The sequence below is a fragment of the Cytobacillus solani genome, assembly GCF_006704205.1.
Classification (GTDB): Bacteria; Bacillota; Bacilli; order Bacillales; family Cytobacillaceae; genus Cytobacillus; species Cytobacillus solani.
This window is the reverse complement of sequence record NZ_CP041305.1, coordinates 2,365,383-2,392,171: the sequence shown is the minus strand read 5'-3', so window position 1 is coordinate 2,392,171 and position 26,789 is coordinate 2,365,383. Positions and strand designations below refer to the sequence as shown.

General features: G+C 38.6%; 18 protein-coding genes and 2 pseudogenes. 2 read left to right on the top strand and 18 right to left on the bottom strand.

The genetic code is table 11. From position 1 onward, the window contains the following. Positions 1-3 precede the first annotated feature (3 nt). The 10 genes from FI644_RS12040 to FI644_RS11995 form a co-directional block, all read right to left on the bottom strand. A complete protein-coding gene (locus FI644_RS12040; RefSeq protein WP_053478722.1) occupies positions 4-1,383 on the bottom strand; it encodes an O-antigen polymerase in 1,380 nt (459 codons plus the stop codon). 10 nt (positions 1,384-1,393) lie between these two features. Next, positions 1,394-2,452 carry a non-hydrolyzing UDP-N-acetylglucosamine 2-epimerase gene (wecB, locus tag FI644_RS12035; RefSeq protein WP_053478721.1) on the bottom strand — a complete coding sequence of 353 codons (1,059 nt, stop codon included), beginning with the start codon at positions 2,450-2,452 and terminating at the stop codon, positions 1,394-1,396. Continuing rightward, on the bottom strand, positions 2,449-4,041 hold the full coding sequence (locus FI644_RS12030) for an asparagine synthase C-terminal domain-containing protein (RefSeq protein WP_181758193.1): 1,593 nt from the start codon (positions 4,039-4,041) through the stop codon (positions 2,449-2,451). The genes wecB and FI644_RS12030 overlap by 4 nt, the downstream gene beginning before the upstream one ends. Before the next feature lie 122 nt (positions 4,042-4,163). After that, positions 4,164-5,591 carry a lipopolysaccharide biosynthesis protein gene (locus tag FI644_RS12025; protein ID WP_142108390.1) on the bottom strand — a complete coding sequence of 476 codons (1,428 nt, stop codon included), beginning with the start codon at positions 5,589-5,591 and terminating at the stop codon, positions 4,164-4,166. Position 5,592: 1 nt separating this feature from the next. Next, positions 5,593-6,324 carry an N-acetyltransferase gene (locus FI644_RS12020; protein ID WP_142108389.1) on the bottom strand — a complete coding sequence of 244 codons (732 nt, stop codon included), beginning with the start codon at positions 6,322-6,324 and terminating at the stop codon, positions 5,593-5,595. 118 nt (positions 6,325-6,442) lie between these two features. Further along, entirely contained in the window at positions 6,443-7,756 is a 1,314-nt protein-coding gene (locus FI644_RS12015; RefSeq protein WP_053478717.1) for a nucleotide sugar dehydrogenase, read from the bottom strand. A gap of 14 nt (positions 7,757-7,770) precedes the next feature. After that, positions 7,771-8,781: a Gfo/Idh/MocA family protein gene (locus FI644_RS12010; protein WP_053478716.1), complete on the bottom strand. Its 1,011-nt coding sequence runs from the start codon at positions 8,779-8,781 to the stop codon at positions 7,771-7,773. Continuing rightward, positions 8,774-9,517 carry a hypothetical protein gene (locus FI644_RS12005; protein WP_053478715.1) on the bottom strand — a complete coding sequence of 248 codons (744 nt, stop codon included), beginning with the start codon at positions 9,515-9,517 and terminating at the stop codon, positions 8,774-8,776. The genes FI644_RS12010 and FI644_RS12005 overlap by 8 nt, the downstream gene beginning before the upstream one ends. A gap of 99 nt (positions 9,518-9,616) precedes the next feature. After that, positions 9,617-10,729: a DegT/DnrJ/EryC1/StrS family aminotransferase gene (locus FI644_RS12000; protein WP_142108388.1), complete on the bottom strand. Its 1,113-nt coding sequence runs from the start codon at positions 10,727-10,729 to the stop codon at positions 9,617-9,619. 173 nt (positions 10,730-10,902) lie between these two features. After that, positions 10,903-11,961 (bottom strand): glycosyltransferase family 4 protein, encoded by a 1,059-nt coding sequence (locus FI644_RS11995; protein WP_053478713.1) that lies wholly within the window; start codon positions 11,959-11,961, stop codon positions 10,903-10,905. 385 nt (positions 11,962-12,346) lie between these two features. On the opposite strand from FI644_RS11995, the gene secA2 reads away from it, so the two are divergent. Beyond that, positions 12,347-14,713, top strand: a complete 2,367-nt coding sequence (gene secA2, locus FI644_RS11990; protein WP_053478712.1) for an accessory Sec system translocase SecA2 — start codon at positions 12,347-12,349, stop codon at positions 14,711-14,713. A 65-nt stretch (positions 14,714-14,778) separates the two neighbouring features. After that, a complete protein-coding gene (locus tag FI644_RS11985; protein ID WP_053478711.1) occupies positions 14,779-15,684 on the top strand; it encodes an accessory Sec system S-layer assembly protein in 906 nt (301 codons plus the stop codon). 26 nt (positions 15,685-15,710) lie between these two features. Here FI644_RS11985 and FI644_RS11980 read toward each other — a convergent pair whose 3' ends face one another. The 8 genes and pseudogenes from FI644_RS11980 to FI644_RS11950 all read right to left on the bottom strand — a co-directional run bounded on the left by FI644_RS11980 (position 15,711) and on the right by FI644_RS11950 (position 26,757). Then, complete coding sequence (locus FI644_RS11980) at positions 15,711-16,418, bottom strand: C40 family peptidase (protein ID WP_053478710.1); 708 nt, start codon at positions 16,416-16,418, stop codon at positions 15,711-15,713. 237 nt (positions 16,419-16,655) lie between these two features. Then, the gene (locus tag FI644_RS11975; protein ID WP_075209246.1) at positions 16,656-17,066 is read right to left on the bottom strand and encodes a hypothetical protein; all 411 of its coding nucleotides are present in this window, start codon (positions 17,064-17,066) and stop codon (positions 16,656-16,658) included. Positions 17,067-17,274: 208 nt separating this feature from the next. Continuing rightward, the gene (locus FI644_RS11970; RefSeq protein WP_142108387.1) at positions 17,275-19,752 is read right to left on the bottom strand and encodes a phosphodiester glycosidase family protein; all 2,478 of its coding nucleotides are present in this window, start codon (positions 19,750-19,752) and stop codon (positions 17,275-17,277) included. 397 nt (positions 19,753-20,149) lie between these two features. Continuing rightward, positions 20,150-20,653, bottom strand: a pseudogene (locus tag FI644_RS27540) (anthrax toxin lethal factor-related metalloendopeptidase); the annotation flags it as partial. 78 nt (positions 20,654-20,731) lie between these two features. Beyond that, positions 20,732-20,980 (bottom strand): annotated as a pseudogene (locus FI644_RS27535) (hypothetical protein); the annotation flags it as partial. 262 nt (positions 20,981-21,242) lie between these two features. Then, entirely contained in the window at positions 21,243-24,698 is a 3,456-nt protein-coding gene (locus tag FI644_RS11960) for a S8 family peptidase (protein WP_142108386.1), read from the bottom strand. 169 nt (positions 24,699-24,867) lie between these two features. Next, a complete protein-coding gene (locus FI644_RS11955) occupies positions 24,868-26,079 on the bottom strand; it encodes an efflux RND transporter periplasmic adaptor subunit (RefSeq protein ID WP_056686585.1) in 1,212 nt (403 codons plus the stop codon). A 15-nt stretch (positions 26,080-26,094) separates the two neighbouring features. Further along, positions 26,095-26,757 (bottom strand): hypothetical protein, encoded by a 663-nt coding sequence (locus FI644_RS11950; RefSeq protein ID WP_053478706.1) that lies wholly within the window; start codon positions 26,755-26,757, stop codon positions 26,095-26,097. Between the last annotated feature and the right edge of the window lie 32 nt (positions 26,758-26,789).

The following is a 26,789-nucleotide window of genomic DNA, read 5'->3' as shown; positions in this document are numbered from 1 at the left end:
TCCTTATAGCTCGTTTCTCGCTTTCTTCTTGAAAAAGAAGGAAAACAAATCCAAACGAATTCTTATAAACAATAGAATTCCAGCGAATAAGCAAGTGATAAATATCCAAATTGGATTGAAGAGAAAATCAGCAAATCCACCTACTAATGTCCGAGGAATGTTAATGGAAAAGTAAATAAACAAGCATAAAAACACCGGGTTTTTCGGAAGCCTGATAAAAATAATATACAGCAGCTGGATAAGTACGCCGACATAAATCGTCCCGAATAAAATCCCTAAATAGCCGAAATTAGCATACGCCTCCGCAATGAAAAGCGTATTCAGCACACCGCCTGTCCCGTCTTCAATCCGGTTAGGAAACGCGTTTGCCATGACTAGTCTAGCCGAACGCACCTGTTCGATATCGAACCAGCCGATTAAAATGGATGGGAGACTGCTGCCATTTAAAAATGGGATCGACTCCCCAAAAATATTTAAATGCAGGAAGGTAGGTGCAATTTGAGCTAAAATAATTCTTCCAATTGGTCCAGATGAGTAGGACAGGAAGGAACTTAAATCATTTACTCCTTGAATAAACACGTACATCAAAATGATTAATACAGCTCCACTAATGATATACTTATTAATTTTCCTGCGGTTAAGCACGAGCTTCCCAACATATAGCTGTACAAAAATAAACATAATGATGTAAAAAATAATCGGTGATTTTGATAGATCATACACACTGATTAAGACCGCACAGGCGAAAAGAGGCAGGAATAATAATCCCCATTTCAATTGTCTTGTCTTTACAGTATATACATAAGCGATTAAGGACAGCAAAGGGGTCAATGCAATCGCAAAAATATTTCTTATTAATACTTTGCCGTGAAAATTCCTTGCTGCATCAATTCGAAGTTGGCCCAGATCAGATAAGTTCCCTTTTAACAGCTCCAAAATAGGAACCTGACTTGTCTTCAATAGAGTATAAGCAACCGCAAGCATACTAATGAGCGAGAGACCGAGAAAGATAAGGTAGAACTCATTTTTCTCCGTAAACGTATTCTCCACTGGCTTTTTCAAGTAATGATTAAATTCCTTCTTTGCATCAAAGCCTGCAAGCTTGCTGACGATGAACATCGAAAGCGGCAGCATAATCATGACGAAAGAAACGGCTCCAAAACCGATATACCGATAAACTTCATGGTCGAGTTTATTAATCATGTAATAATGGTCGATATCAAGAGCAATTAATAAGCTGCCAATATAACAGGAAACAAACAAGGAATAATAAAAGATTAAAGAATTAAGATTTGGCTTAAACAGTGACAAGCTCCCAGATACTTTTTTAAATAGGATGACTGAAATCGTTAGAACAGCCAGCCAAATAATAATAGCTAACATTCGTCAGCACCTACTTTTTGCTGATTAAATCAACAATTTTTTCAGAGGCTTGTCCATCACCAAATACTTCTTTATATTCTGGGTTAACCTCTTTTTGCACAGCAGCTAAGATTTTCTCCGTATCTGTTCCAGTTAAGATATTCGCGTCTCCACTAAGCGTTTCAACCCATTCTGTTTGCTCACGGATCGTTACGCACGGAACCTTCATGAAATAAGCCTCTTTTTGTACGCCGCCAGAGTCTGTCACGATTTTCTTTGCATTCGCCTCAAGCGTCAGCATGTCTAGGTAACCAACAGGATCAATTACTTTTAAATTAGGGACATCGCCTAAGTTTAAGCCGTAATCAGCCAATTTATGCTTCGTTCTCGGGTGAATCGGCCATACCTTTACTTCTTCAATTTTTGAAAAAGCATCTAAGATGTTTTTCATATTCTCGATATCATCTGTATTTTCCGCTCTGTGAATCGTAATTAAGTGGTAATTTTTTGCCGTTAACCCAGCTTCCGCTAGGATATTCGACTTTTCCTTTGCCAGCTCACGATTATAAAGCACGGCATCATACATCACATCCCCAATATTAAATACATTGTGAGTAATGTTTTCAGTTGTTAAGTTTTCAATTGCCGTGTCTGTCGGGCAAAATAAATATTCTGATACATGGTCTGTCATAATACGATTAATTTCTTCCGGCATTTTTTTATTAAAGCTTCTAAGACCTGCTTCAATATGAATGACAGGAACATGCAATTTAGCAGCCACCAATGCGCCTGCCAATGTTGAATTTGTATCACCATAGACCATTAAATAATCAGGCTGTTCATTTAGAACAATCTCTTCAATTTTCGCAAGCATTTCACCTGTTTGCTTCCCATGGTTGCCTGATCCAACACCTAGATGATAATCAGGCTTCGGAATATGCAGCTCTTCGAAGAAAATATCAGACATATTAGCATCATAGTGCTGGCCTGTGTGGATGATCTTTTCCTCCATATGCTTTCGTAATACCCTTGATACTGGAGCAGCTTTAATAAATTGCGGTCTTGCGCCTAGAATCGTTAATATTTTCATTTCAATTCACCTTTCAAGCTTTGAATATAGTCTTTTGCTAAAAATGAGTTAATATTATACGGCTGCGAATATTTCAAGCGATCATATTTAAAGGACAAAGCCCTGAGGTATTCAGGATAGCTTTTATAAATGCCGTACCATTCCATCGGCTCTGTATAATACTTTTGATAAAGCTTTTTCTTGTTATAGATCTTTTTCGCTGTTTTGTAAAAGACACCATACTTTTGTTTTAAAGACGTTTCCTTGCCTGCTGGCTTTTCTGGCTTTGGAAAATAATCTGGGTACACTTGATGAAGAGTGTAATCGTATAAGTATTTCTTGAAACGAAGGTCGACAGGAACGGTTTTGAAAAATTCCATTAACCGATCATCCCATAATGGAATCTCCCAGCCCTTTTCATAAAACTCATACACTCTGACAGAGTTAATAATAAACTTTGCCTGTCTTTCTTTCCAATCCCAGTATTCAAATAGAGCACTCGCCTGCTCATTTGTTTGGAATGGCAAGTCTCCAAATGACCGTTTGATTTCTGCTAGTACATCCCCAGCAGATTCATGCAGCCCCTTTTCCATTTCCCAAAGCTTATGATGCTTATTAAGGGTAAATTGAACGACGTCATCTGCCGAAAACGCACGATCCTCCGTGATTTCATAAGCTAAATGGCTTCCTGCAACGAAATCACCTGAGTGGCCTGGAATGAACACATAATCTCGATCCTGCTTGCTAACGATTTTTCTTACGGCTGGCCAATCCTGAAGGTGAGCCATCGAAGAACCATTCACAGCAAAATCCACATACTGCCTCCACTCAGCTGAATGATACCAGCTATGCCAATCATCCTTCTTGTATTCAACAAAGTCCCATTTTAGCCCGAGGCGATCAGCAATATCTTTACTAACAAGCGCCTCTTTATTTTCCCTTTTTCCGTATGTAAAGGAAGCGATATCTTCCAGCCCATACTCCTTTAGCAATAAGGCGATAATTCTTGAATCATAGCCGCCGCTAAGAGGCAGAATCGGAACTTTATTCTTTAAACGGACAATGAGGTCTTCGAACACTTGATGAAAAACATTTTTTAGTTCTGAACTAAATTGCTCTAAGTCCTTCTCAACAGGCTGATGGTAAAATTGGTAATACTCTTTGCTTCTAATCTTCCCATCTTCTTGGATCTGAATGTATGAACCAGCTTCAACTTGATGAACTCCATCGTAAAGTGTCTTTTCATTTGCGGTAAAACCAGTTAATAAAAATTCCTTCACGGCTGTTTGATTGAATACCTGGTCCGGTTTTTGACTAATTTTATCTGTTACAATCCAGTCTGAGCCATCTTTATAATAAAAAAGTGGTATGCTCCGCTTCCGATCAACAATCGCCGTCACTTCACTCTGACCAGCTTGTATGAAGACAAATTCACCTTGTATTTCATTTAGCTCACTTAGGAAGAACCCCTCTTCATCAAGAATATTGTGAAGATCCTCGGCTTGATAACACTTCCCTTTGTAAAGAAGATAGCCGCCAAAATATACTTGGCCAAATGGGAAGGTTAATTCTTTTATAAGAGTACTGTTTTGAATAATTACTTTCAGCAAATAAATCACCTATTTTTTCGTTAGGTTATGTCATTTAAATATATGGAATTGCCTGTGGGGTACGCGTATCTATTCGTTCATTGAATCATTTTCGGACACGTATCCCACAGACCTTCCTATTTTCAATTTGCAGCAGATTTTTTCCGCAATAGATCTTTATCAATCCGTGAAAGCAGAACAACGACCACATACCCGATCCAAGCAAATACAATATTCCAATCCAAAATACTGCTCTCCTGAATATAAACGATTGCCATCACTGCTACCAGTGAGAACATAAATAAAAAGGTCATTTTGCCAAATGACACCGGAACATGATAAAGTTTTTGGCTTTTAAAGAAAATATACGTAATCGCGATCAGATAAGAAATCAAATAAGCTGCGACGCTTCCCCAGATCGAAAAGGATGGTATCAACGCCACATTCAAAATAACATTGACAACTGCTGCGATTCCGAATGCATACGAAATAATCTTTGTTTGTTTCGAGAAAAAGATACCGACTGAAATAATCATATAGAAAAAATTCAAGAAGGTAACAGCAGATAAGACCGCAACATATTGATAAGCTTCATGATAGTTGGTATTTAACATTTGGATGATCCAAGGCATTAATGTAGCGACTGCTAAAACACCGATTGTCCCTAGTAACAGAATACCATAATACAACTTTGCAAATAAAACAGGGCTATCATTTCTATCCTTAAGCGACATGGAGAACGGTCTCCAAGCCATTTGTACCCCACTGGTGAGGAGTGTTATTAAAGATGCAAACTTAACCGCTGCCCCGTAAATACCAACTTCGTGAAACGAGGTAAACCTTTCTAGCAGAAAAGAGTTTGCATTAACAATAACCCAAAAGGCCAGAGAAGCCGGAACTAGTGGTGCAGCGTAAACAAGAATTTCTTTCAAAAGTTTTTTATTAAATGTAAATTTAATAAATTTGATTAACGGCTTAATCAATAAAAGAGCAACGATAGCCACACTTATTAGCCTTCCATACAAAATGCCATCGATTGTTGGGCTAACATAGGCTAAAAATCCATAAGAGAATAATGCAATTAGAAGCATCTTTAAAATCGTAAAAGTTACAACCTTTTTCGTGAAAAAGTCATAACGAAGAACTGTTAAAATTAGGGCAATTACTGTATCTAAAGCCAAAACCCCAATTGCAATGTAGAACAAATAATATAGGGCAGCATCTTTTAATAGAAGCTGTGCCAGCCACTCTCCACCGACTAGAAATACGATTGCAATTATTAAAACTATCAGCATTCTAAAGGTCATGACCGAGCGGACATAATCCAGCCTTTTCTTCTTATCCTCTGTATCAAAGTAATAAAAGGCAAGTGCGGAATCTGTTCCGAAAATAACAACGAAGGTCAGCATGGACGTGACTCGATCTAAATAATCCAAAACCCCGTATTGTGCAGGATCTGGCAGAAAGGATGTATATATCGGAAGCATAATAAAGGCTATTAGCTTCGTTCCTACGTTCATAAATGCGTAAAGGAGCGAATCCGCTCCTAAACGCTTAATTTGGGCGAACACCCTATAACAGTTCCCGCTCGTCTACCATCTTGACGAATTTAGCAGGAACACCTTTAACTAAAGTCTTTGCTTCCGTATTCTTTGTTACTAAAGCACCAGCGGCAACAAATGTTTCCTCTTCAACGATGATCCCCGGAAGAATAATCGATGCTCCACCAACACGAGCGCCTTTTTTTACATGTGCCCCTTTAATCTTGTCAAAACGTTCTTCCGTACGGCCCATGAAATTATCGTTTGTCGTTGTGACACAAGGAGCGATAAACACTTTCTCTTCCAATGTTGTGTAAGCAGTAATATATGAGTTGGATTGGATTTTTGTGCGATCGCCAATTTTCACAAAGTTTTCAACCGTTACGCCTCTGCCGACGATAACAAAATTCCCAATTTCTACGTTTTCTCTTACACTTGCCAGGTCTGCAATTAATGTACTTGAGCCAATTTTCGCTCCACGATAAATAACGCAATTGGCACCAATAGTTACTTCTTCACCAATTTCCAGAGCAGGAATGGAATCAGATAGCTTAACCGTGCTTGTTTTTGCTGGCTTTGGCGGCTTTCCAACAACGGCACCGTCTGCAATAGTCGTGTTATCCCCAATCGTTGTCCCCTCATGAATCGTTACGCGGTTACCAACGATAACGTTTTTACCGATTTTTACATCTTTTTCAATAACGGAAAAATAACCGACCTTTGCCGTTTCATCTACTATAGCGGAAGGATCAATAAAATTCATAAGAAAGTCTCCCTTTACCTTAAAATTGACCGGAATAATGAAATTTTGACCGGATAAACAGAGAGTTGACCGGATTCCCAACTAATTTGACTGGAATCTCCAAATCTTGCTCTATATATTATAATTTAATGTATTTATTCGGCTTCGCAATATCCTTTAGTGCATTACGCGTATCAAAAATAACCTTGCTTTCCTTCGCGATCATTTCGTAATCAAAATCTGTATGATCAGTTGTTACTAAAACAAGATCTGCCTCATTTAAAAGCTCTTTAGACAATTCAACCGTTTCAATCTTTTGATTGCATGATCTGAATGACTTCACATAAGGATCTACTACTGTATAATCTGCACCGTGATGCTCCAACAGCTCAACAATTTTAAGAACTGGAGATTCCCTTACATCATCAATGTCCTTTTTGTATGCAACACCAAGAACAGCCACCTTTGCTCCACGAAGTGCTTTGCCATCCTCATTCAATGTTTGCATTGCACGTGTGATGACATATTCAGGCATGCTGTTGTTAATTTCGCCAGCAAGTTCGATTAGTCGTGTATGGTAGTTATATTCACGAGCCTTCCATGTTAAGTAGAATGGATCGATTGGAATACAGTGTCCGCCTAAGCCTGGACCTGGATAGAACGCCATAAATCCGTATGGCTTTGTCTTAGCTGCATCAATTACTTCCCATACATCAATGCCCATTTTTTCACAAAGAATGGCCATTTCGTTTGCCAATGCAATGTTAATGTGACGGAATGTATTTTCGAAAATTTTCTCCATTTCAGCAACTGCCGGAGAGGATACTTCATGTACATCGCCTTCAAGAACACTTCTGTAAAGGGCTGCTGCCACTTTCGTACAATTCTCAGTAATTCCGCCAACTACTTTCGGAGTATTTTTCGTTTTGAATTGCTTATTACCTGGATCCACACGCTCTGGAGAATAAGCAACAAATACAGTTTCGCCTGTTTTAAGGCCTTTTTCTTCAAGCGCAGGCTTGACAATTTCCTCTGTTGTTCCTGGGTAAGTAGTCGATTCTAATACAACAAGCATGCCTTCATGTGCATATTTAGCAATTTCTTTAGATGAGCTTTCTACATAAGAAGTATCTGGCTGCTGATAAATATCAAGCGGAGTTGGCACACAGATTGCCACGGCATCTACTTCTTGGATACGCGCATAATCAGTTGTTGCGACTAAACGGCCATCCTTAATCATGTCTGCTAATTCTTGATCAACCACATCGCCGATATAGTTAATTCCCATATTCACTTGCTCTACACGTGCTGCCTGTACGTCAAAGCCGATAACCTTATAGCCAGCTTTTGCTTTTTCAACTGCAAGCGGAAGACCCACATAACCTAAGCCAACAACACCAATAACAGCTTCTTTATTTTCAATTTTATTAATTAATGATGTATATACGTTCATCTTTCTTTCTCCTTTTATAGAACGACTTTTTTGCCAGTTTCTGCTGATTCTAATATGGCCAATATTAATTTTACAGGAGCAAGACCGTCTTCTCCAGTTACAATTGGGTTACGATTTTCTTTTACAGCAAGCACCATATCTTCGATGATGCATTGATGCCCTGGTTTGCCAAAAGGATCTGCTTGAATCTCATTTTTTATTTTGTCCGCTTCCTCTTCCGTTACCCCTTCGATATCCCATGTTTCAATAAAATTAGCGTTTCTGCCGCTAATTTTCACTGATGCCGTTTCTCCAAAAATAGCAAGGGATTCTTCTAGGTTCTTCGGATAAATTGTCGTCGCTGCTTCGATGACACCAAGCGCTCCATTCTTAAATTGAACAACAGCTGCTGCGACATCTTCGGTTTCAATTTTGCGTAAGCGAGTAGCCGCCATCGCCTGTACCGATTCCACCGGCCCCATTAACCATAGCATTAAGTCAAGGTCATGAATCGCTTGGTTCATAAGAACACCGCCGTCAAATTCCTTCGTACCCCGCCATTCAGCTTGATCATAGTATGCCTGATTGCGATTCCAGCGAACGGTTGCATTTGCATGGCTTAATTTCCCGAATGAGCCTGCATCCATCTGCTCTCTTAGCTTTTGAATGGCAGGTCTAAAACGGTTCGGATGAACAACAGCAAGCTTGACGCCATTTTCATTCGCATATTTAATCATATCCTCAGCATCTTGCTGCTTAAGTGACATTGGCTTTTCAACAATAATATGTCTTTTATGCTCTGCAACAATCTTCGTTAAGCGTGCATGTAACCCTGAAGGGACACAAATATTAACAACATCAATATCCGGATTCTCCTCAAGCATTTGAGCTAAGTCCGTATATTTCTTTACATCTTCGTTATCAATTACTAAACGTGCAGGGTTCGTATCGCATATTGCAAACAGATTCGCATTTTCAGCCTTTTCAATTGCTTCAATATGCTTGTTTGCAATATGACCCATACCAACAACGGCAAAATTAATCATTTTTATAGAATCTCCTAGCATCATTTATATATTTCCATAGCATCAGAATAAGGATTGCAGCAATAATCCCCAAAACAAGTCCTGCTAATGTCAGTTCTAATTTATACGTGTTTGTTGGGCCTACTTCTTGAGAAACAATGCCCGGCTTTTCAAAAAAGGCTAAATCTGTTTTCATGCTTTGAATAGACGTTTTGGCCTTTGCAGCATCTGCCTCAGATTTTTCAAGCAGGCTAGTAATGTCTTCCGTTTCTTCAATTGTTAAATCTTCACGTTCAAGTCTTTCACTGCTAACTGTTATCACATCATTTAATTGCTCAAAGGTTGTTTCATTATTTTTTATAATATCTTCTGTCGTTTGATATCTTAGATCATAGCTGTCAACAAGTCCCTGCTCAATGCCAGCTGCCATCTTTTGAAGATCCTTTTTAAGACGCTCTTCATTATCATCAAAAATTTTGATTTTTACATAGCTTTCACTAGAAACATACGCATCAATGACCCCATGAACATCTTTGCCATAAGTAGCAACCACATTCGATGGATTTGTTAATGCCTTTTGCTTAATAGAACCTGTAAAAACAGTTGCACTCCCTACGTATTTGCCATCCTTAGGGATTAAATAAGAAGCACCGAATCCTAATAATGTAAACAGTAGGGGGATAATAAGGAAGAAAATTTTCTTCTTCCAAAAGAAAACTAAGTATTCATATAACGCAAATCTTTTTTGTTCTGCCAAAAAGACCACCATTCCTTTTAAAATTATAGAAACTGCTTATTATTGCGAAAAAAGCAAGTAAAGAAACGCCCCCTGCTCGGCGACGTTCCATTTTATTTTTTATTTTTTGAAAAACTCCGCGATTTTCGCTACTACATATTCTTGTTGTTCTTGTTTCAGTTCAGGGAACATTGGCAATGACAATGCCTCTTTAGCTGCCTTTTCTGATTCTGGCATATCTCCTTCTTTATAGCCTAGATCTTTAAAAACAGGCTGTACATGGAGTGGCAGCGGATAGTAAATCATTGTTTGCACACCTTGTTCTTTTAAGAAAGCCTGTAATTCATCACGCTTATCTACACGGATCGTGTATTGGTGGAATACATGGTAATTGCCTTCTTTTTCAACCGGCGTTTTTACTAAGTCCCCTAATTGCTCATTAAGAAGATGTGTGTAAATAGCTGCTCTTTCTCTTCTCAGCTCGCTCCATTTATCTAAATGCGGGAATTTCACGTTTAAAACAGCAGCTTGCATCTCATCCAAACGGCTGTTATAGCCTAATACATGGTGATAATATTTCGGCTTGCTTCCGTGAACACGGATGACACGGCTGTTTTCTGCTACTTGGTCATCATTTGTAACAACCATGCCCGCATCTCCGTATGCTCCCAGGTTCTTTGTTGGGAAAAAGCTGTATGTTGCAGCCGTACCATATTCTGCAACTGTTTTCCCTTTATGCTTAGCACCAATTGCTTGTGCAGCATCACCGATTACCGCAAGTTGATGCTTATCAGCAATCGCACAAATTTCTTCCATATCAGCTGTTTGCCCATATAGATGAACAGGAATAATTGCTTTTGTTTTTTCAGTAATGGCTGCTTCGATTTTCTTTGGATCAAGATTAAATGTTACTGGGTCGATATCAATATAAACCGGAGTAGCTCCAGCACGAACAATCGAACCGCCAGTAGCAAAGAAAGTAAATGGTGTTGTAATTACTTCATCACCTGATTTTACTCCTGCTGCTTGTAAAGCAATATGTATGGCATCACTACCGTTTGCTACACCAATTCCATGCTGAACATGACTATACGCTGCCACATCTGCTTCCAGCTTCTTCACATTATCGCCTAAAATAAAATGAGAAGAGCTCATCACTTGATCTAAAGCAGTAAGCATTTCGTTCTTTAACGTTTGATATTGTTCACTTAAATCTAACATAGGAATTTTCATATTCATTTCCTCCAACTTCCTAGATGAAATACTAAATCATTTTAACATAAAAAGGGATAAAAATTGCTATTTAACACTGTTGTAAAATGACAAATTTCGAACATAAATGCTGCAGCTAGACAAATCATTTTTCTAAAAAGGCCGTTTGCGAGTCGTCCACAAACGGCCTAATGTTATTGTCTGCCAGTAACTTTTCGATATATTTTGATAACAGGCTGATACTTCTCGTGTACTAAGCCAATTGTTTCTGCGAGCACCTCGAGGATCAGCAATAATCCGAAGATGATAAAAATACTAACCCATAGTGTTGCTGTTGAAAATAGTATAGCACTAATGCTAAAAATAATTCCAAATCCGTAAATGCATAGCACTGTTTTCCGATGAGACAAACCAAGGGCAAGGAGACGATGATGTAAATGCGATTTGTCAGGAGCTGAAATCGGCTTTTTATTTACAATCCGTCGAATAATCGCAAAGGTCGTGTCGAAAACAGGCACACCAAGGATGATGATTGGAACAATAAAACTAAATAGGGTTACACTCTTATACAAACCGAGTAATGACAGAATGGAAATGGCGTAACCTAAAAACAGCGCTCCCGTATCACCCATAAATATTTTTGCGGGATGAAAATTGTGGAACAGAAATCCTAATGTGCTTCCCAATAAAATAAGAGATAGCATCAAAATGAGCGGCTTTCCTGCAATTCCGGCCATAAAAGCAATGGTTGCAATAACAATCGCAGAAATCCCTGCAGAAAGGCCATCAAGGCCATCAATTAAGTTAATGGCATTCGTAATAGCAACAATCCAGAAGACCGTAATCGGATATGTCCAAAAACCAACATCAAACGTACCGATAAATGGAATGGTCAGATGATCTATCGTCAAGCCGCTTCCTACAACAGCAGCTGCAGCAAGCAATTGACCGATTAGCTTATATTTTGCTGAGAGTTCATACTTATCATCAAGGACGCCAGTAATAACAATAATAATCGCACCTACTGAAATCCCAGTTATCTTTTCATTATAGAGACCGCCCACATAATAGCCTGCAATCACTCCAGCAAAGACAGCCAAACCACCAAGTCTAGGCATAATTTTTGAATGGACTTTCCGATGATTCGGTTTATCAGTTGCACCAATTTTCAGTGCAAACTTAATGACCAAGGGAGTTATTAGCAAGGACGTCACTAAAGCCGCAATAAATGCAGCTAAAAATTTAATATCCAATGATATCACCTTTAGTTTTTGAATTTATGCAGCCAGATTTATACTAACATATATCAAAAAGAATTCAATTAATTTCATTTTTAAAAATATTCTCTTGTAAGGTATAGCAATTACTTGTTAATAGTATCACCTCTTTTACAATAAAGTCTTTATTAGTTTTCGACCTTAAATGGAAGTTTCCTCTAAAGTTGACGAATATTATCGAAAAAAGTTTCAAATAAAGAAGAATAATAGAATCTGTCAAAAATTAACTGCGGCTTCCCTTCCAAATTATATTATACTACATTATATGTTATAATTAGATAGGGAAAAATGTAGAAGCCGAAACGGCTATTAATCTTATAAAAAATAGAACTACTTTTACTAAATTTTAGGAGAGAACAGCATGCTATCGTTAATGAAGCGCATATTTAATGAAGATTCTGCGGAGCTTAAACGCTTATATAAACATGTCACAAATATAAATGATTTAGAAGAAAAGATTTCTGCTCTAAGCGATGAGGAGCTTAAGGAGGCTACTCAATATTTAAAAGAGAAGGTTGCAGAAGGCGTATCTGTTCTTGATTTAAAAGAAGAAGCTTTCGCTACAGTGAGAGAAGCCTCTAAACGGGTACTTGGTCTCCGCCATTATGATGTACAGCTGCTTGGAGGATTAGTCCTTCTTGAAGGCGGGATTGCTGAAATGCGAACGGGCGAAGGTAAAACACTCGTTGCTACCCTCCCTAGTTACTTAAGAGCACTGGAAGGCAAAGGGGTACACGTGATTACAGCGAACGAATACTTAGCAACTCGTGACTATGAGCAGATGGGAAAACTGTTTAATTTTCTCGGCTTAACAGTTGGGTTAAATATTTCTCAAATCTCTGAAACCGAGAAAAGAGAAGCATATAACGCAGATATTACTTATGGCACAGGTACGGAATTCGGGTTTGATCTTTTGCGCGATAATATGACAGCAAGCTTTGAAGAACGTGTTCAAAGACCTTTACATTACGCAATTGTTGATGAAGTAGACAGCATTTTAATTGATGAAGCAAGAACTCCGCTCATCATTGCCAGCAAATCAGATATTGCGACTGAATTATTCTATATTACCTCTGAAATTGTAAAGAATTTTGAAGACGGCAACCAATATGAATTCTATCCTGAAACAAAGCAAATTGTTTTAACAGATAATGGAGCAAATGAATTCGAACAAGCTTTTGGCTTGAAAAATTTATATGATGCAGAACACCGCGAGCTTCTTCATAACATTATGCAATCGTTACGGGCACATGTCGTCATGAGAAAAGATGTGGATTACATTGTTAAAAACGATGAAATCATGCTTGTCGATCAATTTACAGGAAGAATCATGGAAGGCCGGACCTTTAGCGATGGACTTCACCAAGCAATTGAGGCAAAAGAAGGCGTCACTGTTAAGGATGAGAACCAGACACAAGCATCCATCACTGTCCAAAACTATTTCAGGATCTATAAAATCCTATCCGGAATGACCGGTAGTGCAGCACCTTCGAAAAAGGAATTTTTTGAAACATATAGTCTTCGTGTGGTTTCAGTACCAACAAATAAACCGAATGCTCGTATAGATGATGAGCCATTAGTTTATAAAGACTATGAAGCAAAGGTTGCAAAAATCGTCGAAGAGGTAGCCAAAAATAATAAAATTGGCCGTCCAGTTTTAATTGGGACAACCTCCATCGAACAGTCAGAAAAGCTTTCAGGCTATCTAGAAAAGGCTGGAATCAAGCATAGAATTCTTAATGCAAAAACGGAAGAAGATGAAGCAAACATCATCTCTCAAGCCGGACAAAAAAATCAAGTCATGCTTTCTACAAACATGGCCGGACGCGGAACGGATATTATCTTGGACCCTGCTGTCAGAGAGCTTGGCGGCTTGCATATAATCGGCACAGAGCTCCATGAAAGTGAAAGAATTGATATGCAGCTGAGAGGAAGAGCTGGAAGACAAGGAGACCCAGGCTCTACTCAATTTATCATATCCATTGAAGATGATATCTTTAATAGTTATGATAAAGAAGAGATGGATAGGTGGAAAAAGAAAATGAAAACGGATGAAACTGGCCTTATCATTTCACCAAATCCAGTGAAATTTGTGCTTAAAGTTCAATCCATTGTAGAAGGCGGTCATTTCTCTGCTAGAAATCATCTATTGAAGCTAGATGATGTCGTTAACCAACAACGGAAAATCGTTTATGAAAAACGTGATGCACTACTAGCAAATACGAATTCAGTAGATTTGATCAACAACTCTTTACAAAATCATCTTAATAACATCTTTGAAACCTATTGCCCTGCTGAACTCATTACAGAAAATTCAGTAGCAGATGGTTTGCATGAAGAACTGACACTTGTTTTCGGTGAGCTGCCATTCCAAGCCTCTGAATTACTCGATCTTGAAAAAGAGGGAATTCGAGAAAAGATCGACCAATTATATGAGAATTATATGAATGAAATAAAGAATCTTGAAGCAAATGAAGATTTCCAATCGCAGGTTAAATTATTATATCTGCAAAATTTAGATCGTTCATGGGTTGTTCATATGGAAATGATGATGCAATTAAGAGAAGGCTTCAATATTCGCGGCTATGGCCAAGAGGATCCGTACCGCCTATACGAGCTGGAAGGCTTCGAGGAGTTCAAGCATTTCTTAGCCGAATTAGATGCTCAAGCAAGCAAGCAAACAAGAATGATCATTCAGCATTTTCTTCCTAGTGAGGAGAAACAATAAAGATAAGAATAAGGCGATTCTACAAAAACTCGCCTTATTCCTTTTAAAAGGGGACTGAACGACTTATGGGGATTTTTAATAAGGGAAATAAAGATGTAAACGGGCAAGAGGAAAATAAATCATTAGATATTCGCGCAACAGATAATGAAGAAGGAATAAAAACAGAGCTTTCTTATCACCCAGAATGGGACTTGAGCGTGCAAGAAAAATATGTGTTCCAATATAACCATCAAAAATTGCCAACGCTTCAGCCAAACCAAATTGCCATTAATGGCATTAATTTATACGAATATGATGGCGGGTTCGTTATCACCGCTTTCTTAAGAAGCTCCCTTCCTAAGCCTGTAAGCTTCGAGGTAATTGACTTAGTTATTGTGAATGGCGATAATGAACGATTAGCTAGAAAGAGCTTTGAAATGGACTTATTCGGTGAATTGCCTCCTAACTCTTGCAGACCATGGAGATTCTTATTCGAAAACGATAATAAACTCGTAGATGAAATTCCTAAAAATAATTGGAAGGTTGTTTTTGAACTGAAGCAAAAAGCTCCAGACGTTCTTCCACTCGATCTTGAGGATAGCTGGAAAGAAGCCTTTAGTGACGAGCAGAAACAACATTTAGAAGACATTGTAAAGAACCTTCCGCCTTTACGTGAAGGAGAAGTTAATTTCATGGGACTAGAGGCAAAAATGATCGAAGGAAGAGGATTGGCTGCCACATTACTAATCCGCAATGCAAGCAACCGCAGCATTACGATTGAAAACCTGCCACTAGTATTCGAAGATGCTTCCGGAGAAGCTGTTGCCCAGGCTGGGTTTCAATTAAATAACCTTGAAATCAAGAGCCAAACATGCAAACCATGGACCTTTGTTTTCCCAGAATCAGCGATAACAAAGGAAAATCTAGATCTATCTAAATGGAAGACTTATGTTCCTCAAAATGCAGCTGTTAATATGAAAGAAGAGGCCTGAAGCTAAGCTTCAGACCTCTTCTTTTCTTACAATGAAAAGTACTCAATATGTGTATCCATTTTCGTTATGTACATATTATCGCCAAGCCCGTACTGACCGCCATGCTTATCATCATATGTATACACGCGATATTTTTCTCCAGCTTTAAGTACTCTTTCAACAACTAATTTGTCATTGCTATCACGTTTCCATAGATTAATAGACTTTTTAATTTCTACTACACCTATTTGACCAGACTTTACTTCAAGTCCTTTGAACTCTCCCGGCGGCGGTGGTGGAGCATCAAAGTTTGTGAATCGTTTCGCACCTACGTACTTATTTTTCCAATATTTATCGTCTAAACTATTGATTCTAACGCCGTCAGAAGTTGATGCATGAATAAAGTTATTGTCGCCAATATAGATCCCTGCATGGGATACGCCAGATCCAGATGTATTAAAGAAAACAGCATCCCCTGGCTTTAAATCTGATTTAGCAACAGTTTCGCCAACATTATATTGGTCTGCAGAACTTCTAGGTAAATTATTCACATTAAAATTTTCATATATGTATGTAATATATCCTGAACAATCAAAGCCTTTTGGTGATTCTCCTGCCCAAACATAAGGAGTTCCAATGAATTTCTTGCTATATTCTACTAGATCATCCGTACTAGATGCACTTGCGCTGCCTGCTCCGAACACTGCCGGAAGAAGCAATGCCCCCGTAATGACTACTTTCGCTAAAATCTTCATTTAAACCTCCCGAAAATAAGAAGAATGTCGTATATTATCGCTACAAGTATGATTTTACATTATTTTCAGGTAATTTATCATTTCAAATCTATTAAATAATTCTTGTTATATTACAGGGATGTTACAATTTGGGTGATTTTGAAAGACTCTACTAAAGAACTAGCCATATTATCCCATTTTTATGAAAAATTACGTTTACTATAACAAAAAATAAACCTTCTTACCATGTAAGAAGGTTTACGAAAAGTCTGGCCAATTTTTTTGGAATTGATCCCCTTTAACTTTTCCGAGTGTTCTATATCGAAAAGGCATTAAGTCACTTGCGTCTTTGTCCATAAACTCTAAAGCTAATTCTAATGGAATGAGATTAAATTGCTCCTGTGCCTCAGAAAGAAAAAAAGCATCTTTAATTTTTCCGCTTTTCTTCGTATCAATTAATAAAAAGGCCGGATAATAGCTGCCATCCTTTGCTTCAAGAATTGCTTTTGCTGTAATAAAACCTTTTTTCTCTTGTTCGATATCTTCATTCTCGGTTTTATCTAGAGCCTTTTGAGCCCAGCCTTGCCTTTTATAACCCCCAATAATTTTGGGAGGATCTTTTTCAAACTGCTTTCTTACTTGTTCCATATTATTCGAACCCATTGACATTCTTTTCCCTCCAACGAAAAGGGTTTCTATAAATTATCCCATAAAAGAGCACAAAATAGAATTGCTTGTACTAGCGTACCATATCATAAATGACAAATCAAACCAATACAAATAACATTTTTTGTAAAGTGCAATCATAACAAGGGCCAAATTCCCCAAATCAAAATAAAAAATCAGGGAGAAATTTGGCCTCTTATCCATTCTTTATTTATTTGTAAACAGCTTGAATTTGGTCAATAAAAATGGCACCGCTATTTTTATTTGCATCATTTGTTTCCATGTAACGCACTGGAGCTTCAATGACTAATGGTGTTTTGATATTTTGTGGAACAGCTGCTTCGATATACTTCCAGCCAGTCCAATTTAAATTCTTTGTAAAATCAAGCTGAATCTCTTGGCCGCTGCCGTCCTTCAGCTGCATTCTTAGCCAATGCCCTTTGCCATCCCCGTAAACCCACATGCCAATTTTTTTCGGGTTGCCTTTTATAGCGATCGGTTTAATAGCATCGATATAAGCGCCTGATGTCCCTGAAGTACCTGTAAAGTCATAGCTTAGCTTCGCTGATGATTTTCCCGTTTTGCTTAAAGGATCCTGGATTAAGTTCACACTCTTATATCTTGCTCCAGATGCCTTATAGTTTGCTACTCCGTTTTCAAAGCCATCAATAAGAATTGGTTCAGGTGTTCCAACTGTTACGGCAATTTTTGCTGAAACTTTCCCATGGGATATAGTAATCGTACCTGTTCCTTTTGCGGATCCAGCTTTAAATTCGCCTTTATTATTAATTGTACCTAGACTCGCTGGTGATACACTCCATTTGAACAATGCAGGATCGGTAATCACTGTCTTGCCTTTATAAATGCCCTTCGGCTGAATTTTATAAATCGTGTTGTTTTCAACAATGACATCCTTTTCATCCACTTGGATGCTATCAAGCGTATTAATTATATTCACTTTAATCTTGCTGCTAATATTACCAGATGAAACAGTCATCTCACTATTGCTTAAAGAAGTGGAAGCTGTATAGCTGCCATCTGCATTTTTCTTCAATGCTGGAGAGCTATATGCTACTTGTGAAACAGGAACCGCATTATAGAATTGATCCATTCCTTTAACAGTAATGCCTAACTCCTTATATGTAGCACCTGCAAACAAAGTAAGCTCCTTCGGATTGACGACAAGCTGATTAAGAGGTCCCTTCATCCATTGACTGATAAATAATAAGGAATTGGATACGGAACGCTCTGCCCCATCTGAAGGCTTGTTCACTACTGAAACGGAATCATTCCCATGATCTCTTATAACCATTGTAGAAGATCCGCCGCCATCAAAGGTAAATGCTTGAACAGCACCAAGATCCTTCATGACAGTAGCCATTTCCGCTAAGGAAAGACCTACACTGTGAAGAGCATTACGCCCATCAACAACGACCGTGACAATTCCGCCATCTGCTTTAATTCCAATTGCCGATCTTGGGTGAACACCTGCAACAGTCTGCTTAACAACTGATCCATTTTTCACTAAGTGGTAACGGCCGCTTAACGCTTCCACCACTTGGTTCCAATCATTTGACCCAAAATCCGCCTTTACTTCAACTTTGTCCCCAACGGAAATTGTTTTTAAGTAATCACTGCCGAAATTGTGGCCAGAAAGCACAAATTCCCCGCTGTTTAGCTGCTCATCTCCTACATTCTCCACCACTCTAACAACTGTGCCTGTTAACACACTATGTCCGTTTAATTGACCAAACTCCGTTTTGACAACCACTTCTGTTCCAAGATTATTTGTACGTGTAGAGCTTGCAAAAGCTGGTGTATAAAGTACAAGATGGTTGGCCGATCTAGTTCTATTAACAGAATTAATCCAATACGCATTCTGTCCATTTACTTGAACAGAAATTTTCAATTGTGGATTGCCTATTAATGGCTTGCCCTCTTTTGTTACACCGAAAACAGCTAATTCATTTAATGGCGTCTGACTCGTAGCAACAATTTCGCCTTTTTGTATCATTAGATCTACTGGATGACCATTTTTATCAAAGTAGTCACCGTTGATACCCGCTACTACATGTTTCTCTGGCGTTTGGGCATTATTTGCTTGTTTTGATACAGGTTCAAATCCGTATAATTGCCCTTTTGCCAAAGCCGTTTCTAAACTAATCTTCTCTGTCTTTCCGTCATACTCAACTGTATAAATTTTCTGCTTTCCTCTGTTGCTCGTTACTGAAAGCTCTGTTTCTGTTACACCAGGAGCGATCTTCTTTGATTGCTGCTGTGTCACTTTTCCGATCGAAAGATTTCCTATTGGCTTCGTTGTTGTTCCACCGCCACTATATGCAGTTTCAAGCTCTGCCAGCTTTTTCTTAGATGGTGTTCGGTAGTCAACATACCCTGCCATTTTCGTAATATAATAACCGCCTCCGAGTCCATATTGGCCCCCAAAGAGATTGTCATAGCGATACACACGATATTGCTCACCAGGCTTTAATACCCGTTCAAACACAAGCTTATTTCCATCTCTTTTCCATAGATTAATAGGCTTAATCACTTTTATTTTCCCCACTTGGCCTTTAACCATAAGAAGTCCATCCCAATAAACTTTCGGCTCGCTTGCTGAAGCCTGAGAGCTTAAACCAAATATCAATGCAACAACTACTGCTAACTTAACTATCCACTTTTTCGTCATTTTCCCTCTCCTTCTATATACTATTCTATTATTATATGACATTTTCCCAGATAATTGGACAAATAACTGGATAAAACGACTTTTGAACTAAAAAAGAAGAGATTGGAACTGACATTATTTGATATGTAGCTATTAATCTGAAGAATTTGTTCGTTTTTCGGTCCTTTGTGCTGTTTTCCGGTCAAATTTTTAGTTTATCGGCCACTTTCACTAGTTTTCGGGTCACTTTCCTAATTTATCGGCCACTTCCTCTTGTTTTCGAGCCACTTTCCTAGTTTATCAGCCACTTCCTCTTGTTTTCGGGCCACTTTCCTAGTTTATCAGCCACTCATCTTGTTTTCGGGCCATCGGCCAATAAAATAGCAAAAAGCCTGAGGGCTGCTCCACAGGCTTTTTGCTAAATTAAACTTTCAATAAATTGATAGGTTAGCGGTGCCATCCTTTGCAATTTTGCTCTGGAATTATCATCCCGATAATATAGCGCAAATGCTTCTGCAAAGTATTCCTCACGATAATTAAGGAAATACTTCTCATTCAGGAACAATCTTCCTTTTTCCATATTCCAAATCGCATTGAAAGCATCAGAAGAGGATACATGCTTCTTCAGTATACTATCAACAGAATGTGCTAGCTCATGCAGTTCTAAATTAATGGAACCATGTCCACTTCCCTTTTCACTATACCCTATTCGAACGACGACCGCTTTTCCACCGCCGACTCCAGGAACATCATCCCATGTTTTATTCGTATCCTCCCAGCCTCTTGGGGCAACACCTTTTAGGTGGGCATATTCCGCTGTATCAGTAATCGGACCATTTACTAGAACGATATGTATTTGATGATCAATAAGCTGCATTAAAATAGGTTCTGGCAAATGCCCTAATCGCTCTTTCACTTGCTCAACAGCTGTCCTATCATAATCTTCTTTCGGAAGAGTTACTATGTTTTCAACAAGGCATTTCTGATCACAATCTAATAGTTTGCGCTTAGTAGCTGATGGCGTTTCATAAATAACATGCCCCTTCACTTTCGTAATGTAGGCATCTCCTCCAACCCCATATTGGCCGCCATAAAGCTCGTCCATTCGGTATACGCGATACTTCTCACCAGGCTGAAGCAATCTTATAAATTGAAGACCGTCCTCTGTTCTTTTCCAAAGATTAATAGGTTTGACTACTGTGACACGCCCAATTTGTCCCTTTTTCAGCTCGACTCCATCCCAATACACAGTCGCAGCCTTGGAATCCTCGGGATGTATCGATAGAAAAAGGATGAATACAGCAAATATAAAAACTAGTTTTTTCAAATGATATCCCTCCAGCTCGTATCTTTATTGTATGTCGATTCCTGGGAAAAAGATAGAGACTTTTCTGTCAAAAAACACTAGCTGAAAAGCCTGCGGGGCACACGCTCAGCCAGCAATCCAAAGAAGGATTACGATTCTGAACGAATACCCCACAGGCAACCATTTCAACTTGAATCACATTATATTAATTTTTATAAACATTTAATGTGTACGGATTTAAAGTGGTATTGCCGAATGAATCACGCACCTTAATATGGTAGGTACCTTTGCTAAGGTCAAAGCTTAGAACTTCCTTATCCCCTGCTAGATAGTAATCGGCTGTTGAAACAAGCTTGCCATTTTTATAGAGGGAAATAACCCCATCTACCTCAATGCCTGTAGCTAGTTCAATGGTTCCTTTTGTATTTTTGTCTAGTTTCAATTCGTACCAATCTTCATCTCCATAAGGAACCCCCGCATTTAAATGACCAGTTGCTTGCAGATGCTTAGCAGACTTTGCATTTAGTTTTAGCGGCTTAGATGGGATGTTATTCTTCACAACTGAACCTTTATCCTCATCGTTTTTATTAACCGGATTAAGCGTTAATACGTATGGGATTAATGAGAATGGGTTAAAGCCCTCGAAATAGGCAGAAGCTGTGATAATGTAGTTCTTGCCTTTTTCAGCTTTGAAGGAACCAAAAGTTTTTCCTTCAGACGCACCCTTTTGAATATATTGCGAGTTGGCAATTTCCTCATCATCCAATTTACGGTTTTTATTCTTATCCTCTACGACTACTAAAACACCATAGAACGGATCCAGCAGTTCTTTCGGATACTGGGATTTAAATTTCTCACTAACTTTCTTTCTTTCCAATGTAATACCATAAATATCATTTTGTTTGCTTTCAAAATAGAAGACATCTTGGTCATTTGGCATAGCAAAGTTTCCTTCGATCACATTCGAAGCAAGATTCTTCACATTTTCTGGCTTATCATTGTCCTCATATTTATCCTGTGGATTTTTCACAACAAGCTTGGAAGTGAACTTATAAGGATCAAATGAAATACTGCCATTATAGTAATTCGTATTTACTTTCACATAATACGTTTCATTCTTCTTTAATCCTGTATACACGGAAGTACCAAGTTCCCCATTTAGCCAGAACGAATATTCATTCGTACCAATCGCTTCAACATAGGAGTACTCTTCTCCGTTTTGGTCCTTCTCTTCCTTCACTTGATAGATTCCTAGCATTGGAACGGAAGCATCCTTATCAGATAAAAGGAACTCATAGATTCCATTCTCTTCTGGCGTAAGGCTGAACCAATCTTCATCCTCTAGTGATTGAAGATATCCTGTTGCGGAATCACCCATTTTATAAGGCAGTGCCCCGTCCTTAATCATTTGGACATAATCAAATTCCTCATTTTCTGGAGTCGTTGAAATAAGCCCCAGCTGTTTTTCAAGCATGCTCATTTCCTCTTCCTCAGAGAAAAATACTGGCAATGAATCCTCATCTGGAGGAAGAACCTTCCCTTCCACATTTAGCTGATAAGGGATTGCTGAAGATTCAGGGCTTTGCTCTTCTTCAATCATGCCCATATTCATAAAGAAATCAAAAATGCCGAAATAGTTGCTCTCTTTGTTCGAAACTTTAATTAATAATTCAGTTTCAGGATTGGCAGTAAAGGATAATGTTTCGCCTTCACCCTTGCCTTTATTATTCCCATAGTAGGTTGGTTCTTCAGGGAATTCAGCTGGCATCTCAGGCATCTCTATATCTTGCACATCCCCTTCAGCTGTTTCAGTTGGAAGCCATTTCTCGTAAACACTTATACTTGTATCTACCCCTGGAATACCTGAAAGGTCAACACGAATGACTTGCTCCTCTTCAACAGAGAAACGGTAATAATCATCGTCGCCCTCTTCACCGATCAAAGTAAAGTTTTCCTTTCCGGATTTATACGGCAGCTTCAGATCAATCGGTGCTTCAAGTGTAGATTCATCCTTTGGCAGCTCTGTATATTTTTTCACGGAGAGATTGTACTTGGATTGCTGACTTTTCGAATCATCATAGCTTCCATTCACATCTTTCACAGCAAAGGTGAGCTTTCCTGAGGCCGGAACCTTATAAAGCTTGCCTTCTGTTTTTCCATCCAGCACTTTATTGACATCAACTTTTTCTTTGCCGTCAGGTGAGTTGATAAGGAGTTTGTAGTCAAATTGCTTTGCACCCTCTAGAGAGAATTGAATGTACTCCCCAGCCTTCACCTCTGTTTGGTACCATTTTTCTTCAAATGGTTTTGTAATGACACCATTGATAATAGAAGTTTTCGCTAAGTCTACTTCTTCAGCCTTTTCTAGAATTTCCTTAACTGTCAAATCTTTGTTTGTTAAATTTGGCAGTTTCTTCATATCAAAATTAAGCGCGGCAACCGGGTTAACGAGTCCATTTCCGTATTTAACGTCAAACCCTTTATCTCCTAAATCCTCTGTTGTATGCTCTAAAATATACTCCACCTGCATTGGTGTTAATTTTGGATTTTTTGATAAAAGCAACGAAGCAACACCTGCTACCATTGGAGAAGCCATTGAAGTACCGCTCATTTTAACAAAGCTTGACTTCTTTTCATAATCATAGAGCGTGCTGTACACTTCATCTCCAGGTGCAACCACATCAACTGATGGTCCATATGAGGAGAAGTCTGATAGTTTCTTTTCTTTGTTCACTGATCCGACGCTAATAACTCCCTCGTATGCAGCTGGATAATTAACTACTGCAGCCCCATCATTTCCTGCTGCTGCAACGATGGTAATATTTTTTTCTAATGCTTTTTTGATTGCTTCCTCGATGACTGGCGATTTCATTGGTCCGCCTAAGCTCATATTGATTACCTTGGCACCCTTATCCACCGCGTGTAAAATTCCATCTGCAATCGCATAGTCATATGCTCCATACCCGCGATCAAAGACATCAATTGGAAGAATGTTTACATTTGGATTTACGCCAAAGCCGCCAATGCCATTATTTTTATTGCCGGCGATAATTCCCGTCACATGTGTTCCGTGGAAATCAGGAGTTCCTTGATTCATCGGATTTACTGCGTTATAGCCTGGCAGCAGCTTCCCTTTCAACTCTGGGTGCTGCATGTCTACACCTTGGTCAATGACAGCAACTGTAACCTTATTCTTCCCTGCCAGCTGGTGAGCTTTATTCAGATTTAGCATATCAATATAGTACTGCTCAGACACTTTTGGATCTTTTACATTTAAGGGCTTGTACAGTGCACTTGGATTCACTGAATTTACATGCGCAAATCCTTTATATTTTCCCATTACCTTTTGAAGATTCTTTTTGTTATTTACTTTAACAACCGCGTAGTTAAGAGTAGGGAAGTTCTTAAGCAATGTTCCGCCTGCTATCCGATGCTCTGCTTGAGTAAGCGGTTTCGAATATTTAATAACAATCGTATCCTCACTTAAAGCCTTTTCATTGGCCAAGTCCAGCTTTTTCTGAAGCTGTGGATTACTTACGTGTATCGCTGCTACATCCGCTGATTTTTTTTCGGCATAGGCTGACGTTCCTGCTGCTAGATTAGTAGAAATTAAGCCAAGCCCTACTGTAACCGATAAGGCATTTCTAACCCATTTTTTCATAGTATCCCCCTATTTTCTGTACTCCCTTTATCTTACTAATAATTACCAAATAATAGCAAGCGTTATCCTATTCAAACTTTTTACTAATTTCGACAGGCAGATACTTCGTGGTGTCCATTAAACATGGGGTCTGCACAATATGTACAAATAGATCCGCTTGTGAACACCGTTAGCGCGAAAGGATTCCTTTTGCTATATATCTAGCTATTTGTTTTTTTTCGATTGCTTTCATTGAAGAGAGTTCTAGTTTGGAAGGATGAAGTGGGGTGATAATGGATGGCCCCTCTTCTTTTTGAACAGAATTGGAATGACTGACAATTATTTCACCAGCGTCGATTCCTTTTTTGACCTGGACTTGATAACCGGATTGCATGCCAGTTTTAATTTCTCTTTGCTCTAGCCTTCCGCTTGCTGTAATAAGCCAGACAAAGGATTTCTTCTTATTCCTCACAATGGACTCCTTTGGAACCATTATTGCTCCGTTCACCTCCTTTGTTATAAGTCTTATGTTCACATGAGACCCTTGAAGTAAATCTGGAGGTGCCTCTTCATCCAATTGAATCGTAAATGGATAGTAGCTTTTCTTCTTTTCAGAAGCATGTTCAGCTGGAAGATTATCTGCCTCTTGTAATGTCCCCTTCCATGTATTCTTCATTAACTTAGAGGAAAGGATAGCCGTCATTCCAGCTTCTGCCTGAAGCCGTTCCTCTTCATTAAAGCTGCCTTGAATCGTAGGAGTCAGAGAATTGATTGTTATCAGCGGATTTTCTAAGCCGACATTCACATCGCTAACAATGCCCTCATACTCACTAACAACGGTTAATTTCCCCTCGCTTGCCTGAAGCGCTTCTAATTCCTGTTCATACTTTTCAGCTGCTTTCCCTAACATTTCTGCCTGTAATTCTTTATCATATATATCCTGCTCGACGCTATGTATAATTGCTCGTCCTTCCGCCTTCTCTTCATCCTCAAACATTAACGAATCTCTATAGCGGGTAAGCTCTGAAATATGATCTTCTATAGCTGAAATCTGGTTTTCTATCTTAGTAATTTCGGCTTCCATTCGGACACGATCTGCCTCAATATCAGCCGAAATATATTCATACAAAGGAGTCCCTATTGTTACCTCTTCTCCTTTTTTCACAAAAAACTGTTTAAAAGAGCCCATTTTTTCATCATAGTAATAATGGTAATTATCAGATGGTGAAACAACACCTTCCTTATGAAGCATTTCTTTGATATCCTCTTTTTTGGCTGCTGAATATTGATCAACAAATGCGGACCGCTCAATCTTTGATTGATCTTTCAAAATGAGGTAGATATTCCCGGAAATGAATAGAATTCCAGCCCCTACCAGCAGCTTTTTGATGTGCTTTCTCAAGTAATCACCACCTGTTTATATAAGACTTTCAATTTTCAAATAGGATAATAGCGTTGAAATTAACCAAAAGAATAAATTTACACAAACAATTAGAATGAAAATAACCTTAGGGTTCTTTTCACTCATCCTCTTTATGCATACATATTGGAAAATAATCACCCATATTTTAAAAATTGAGATATGTGATAAGAGATATACGACAATCATATTCGATGTAATATATCTAGCCATTACACCTAACCCAAATGGAGAGAATTCAGAACTGATCCCTAGTGAAACATTGAAAGGGAGCAGGACAGCTTTCTCAAGCAGTAAAATAATGAGCACAAATAATTGAATAACAACCAATTTCTTATATGGAAGGTCCATTAAAGCCCACAGAATAATTGACCAGCCGAAGAGGACAAATGCCGCAAAGCCCGCTCCCCATATAACCTTCCCGATTCCTGCTATTACCTTCTTTGCCTCAAGCTCCTGCTGAGGTATTCCTGTAATTTCTTTTGCTAGAATGTCCAATCCTACACCGTAGTAACCAGCAATAGCAGATATAAGAATACTTGATAAAATGAGGAATACAACCTTTTTCCAAAGCCCTCTTATTTCTTCAGCTTTCTCCATTTGATAGGAGAAATTACTTGGATGCAGCAACCCCTTAATAAGTTGCACGTAATAGACCATAAGCTGTACCTCCAAACGAATTCTACTTCTAT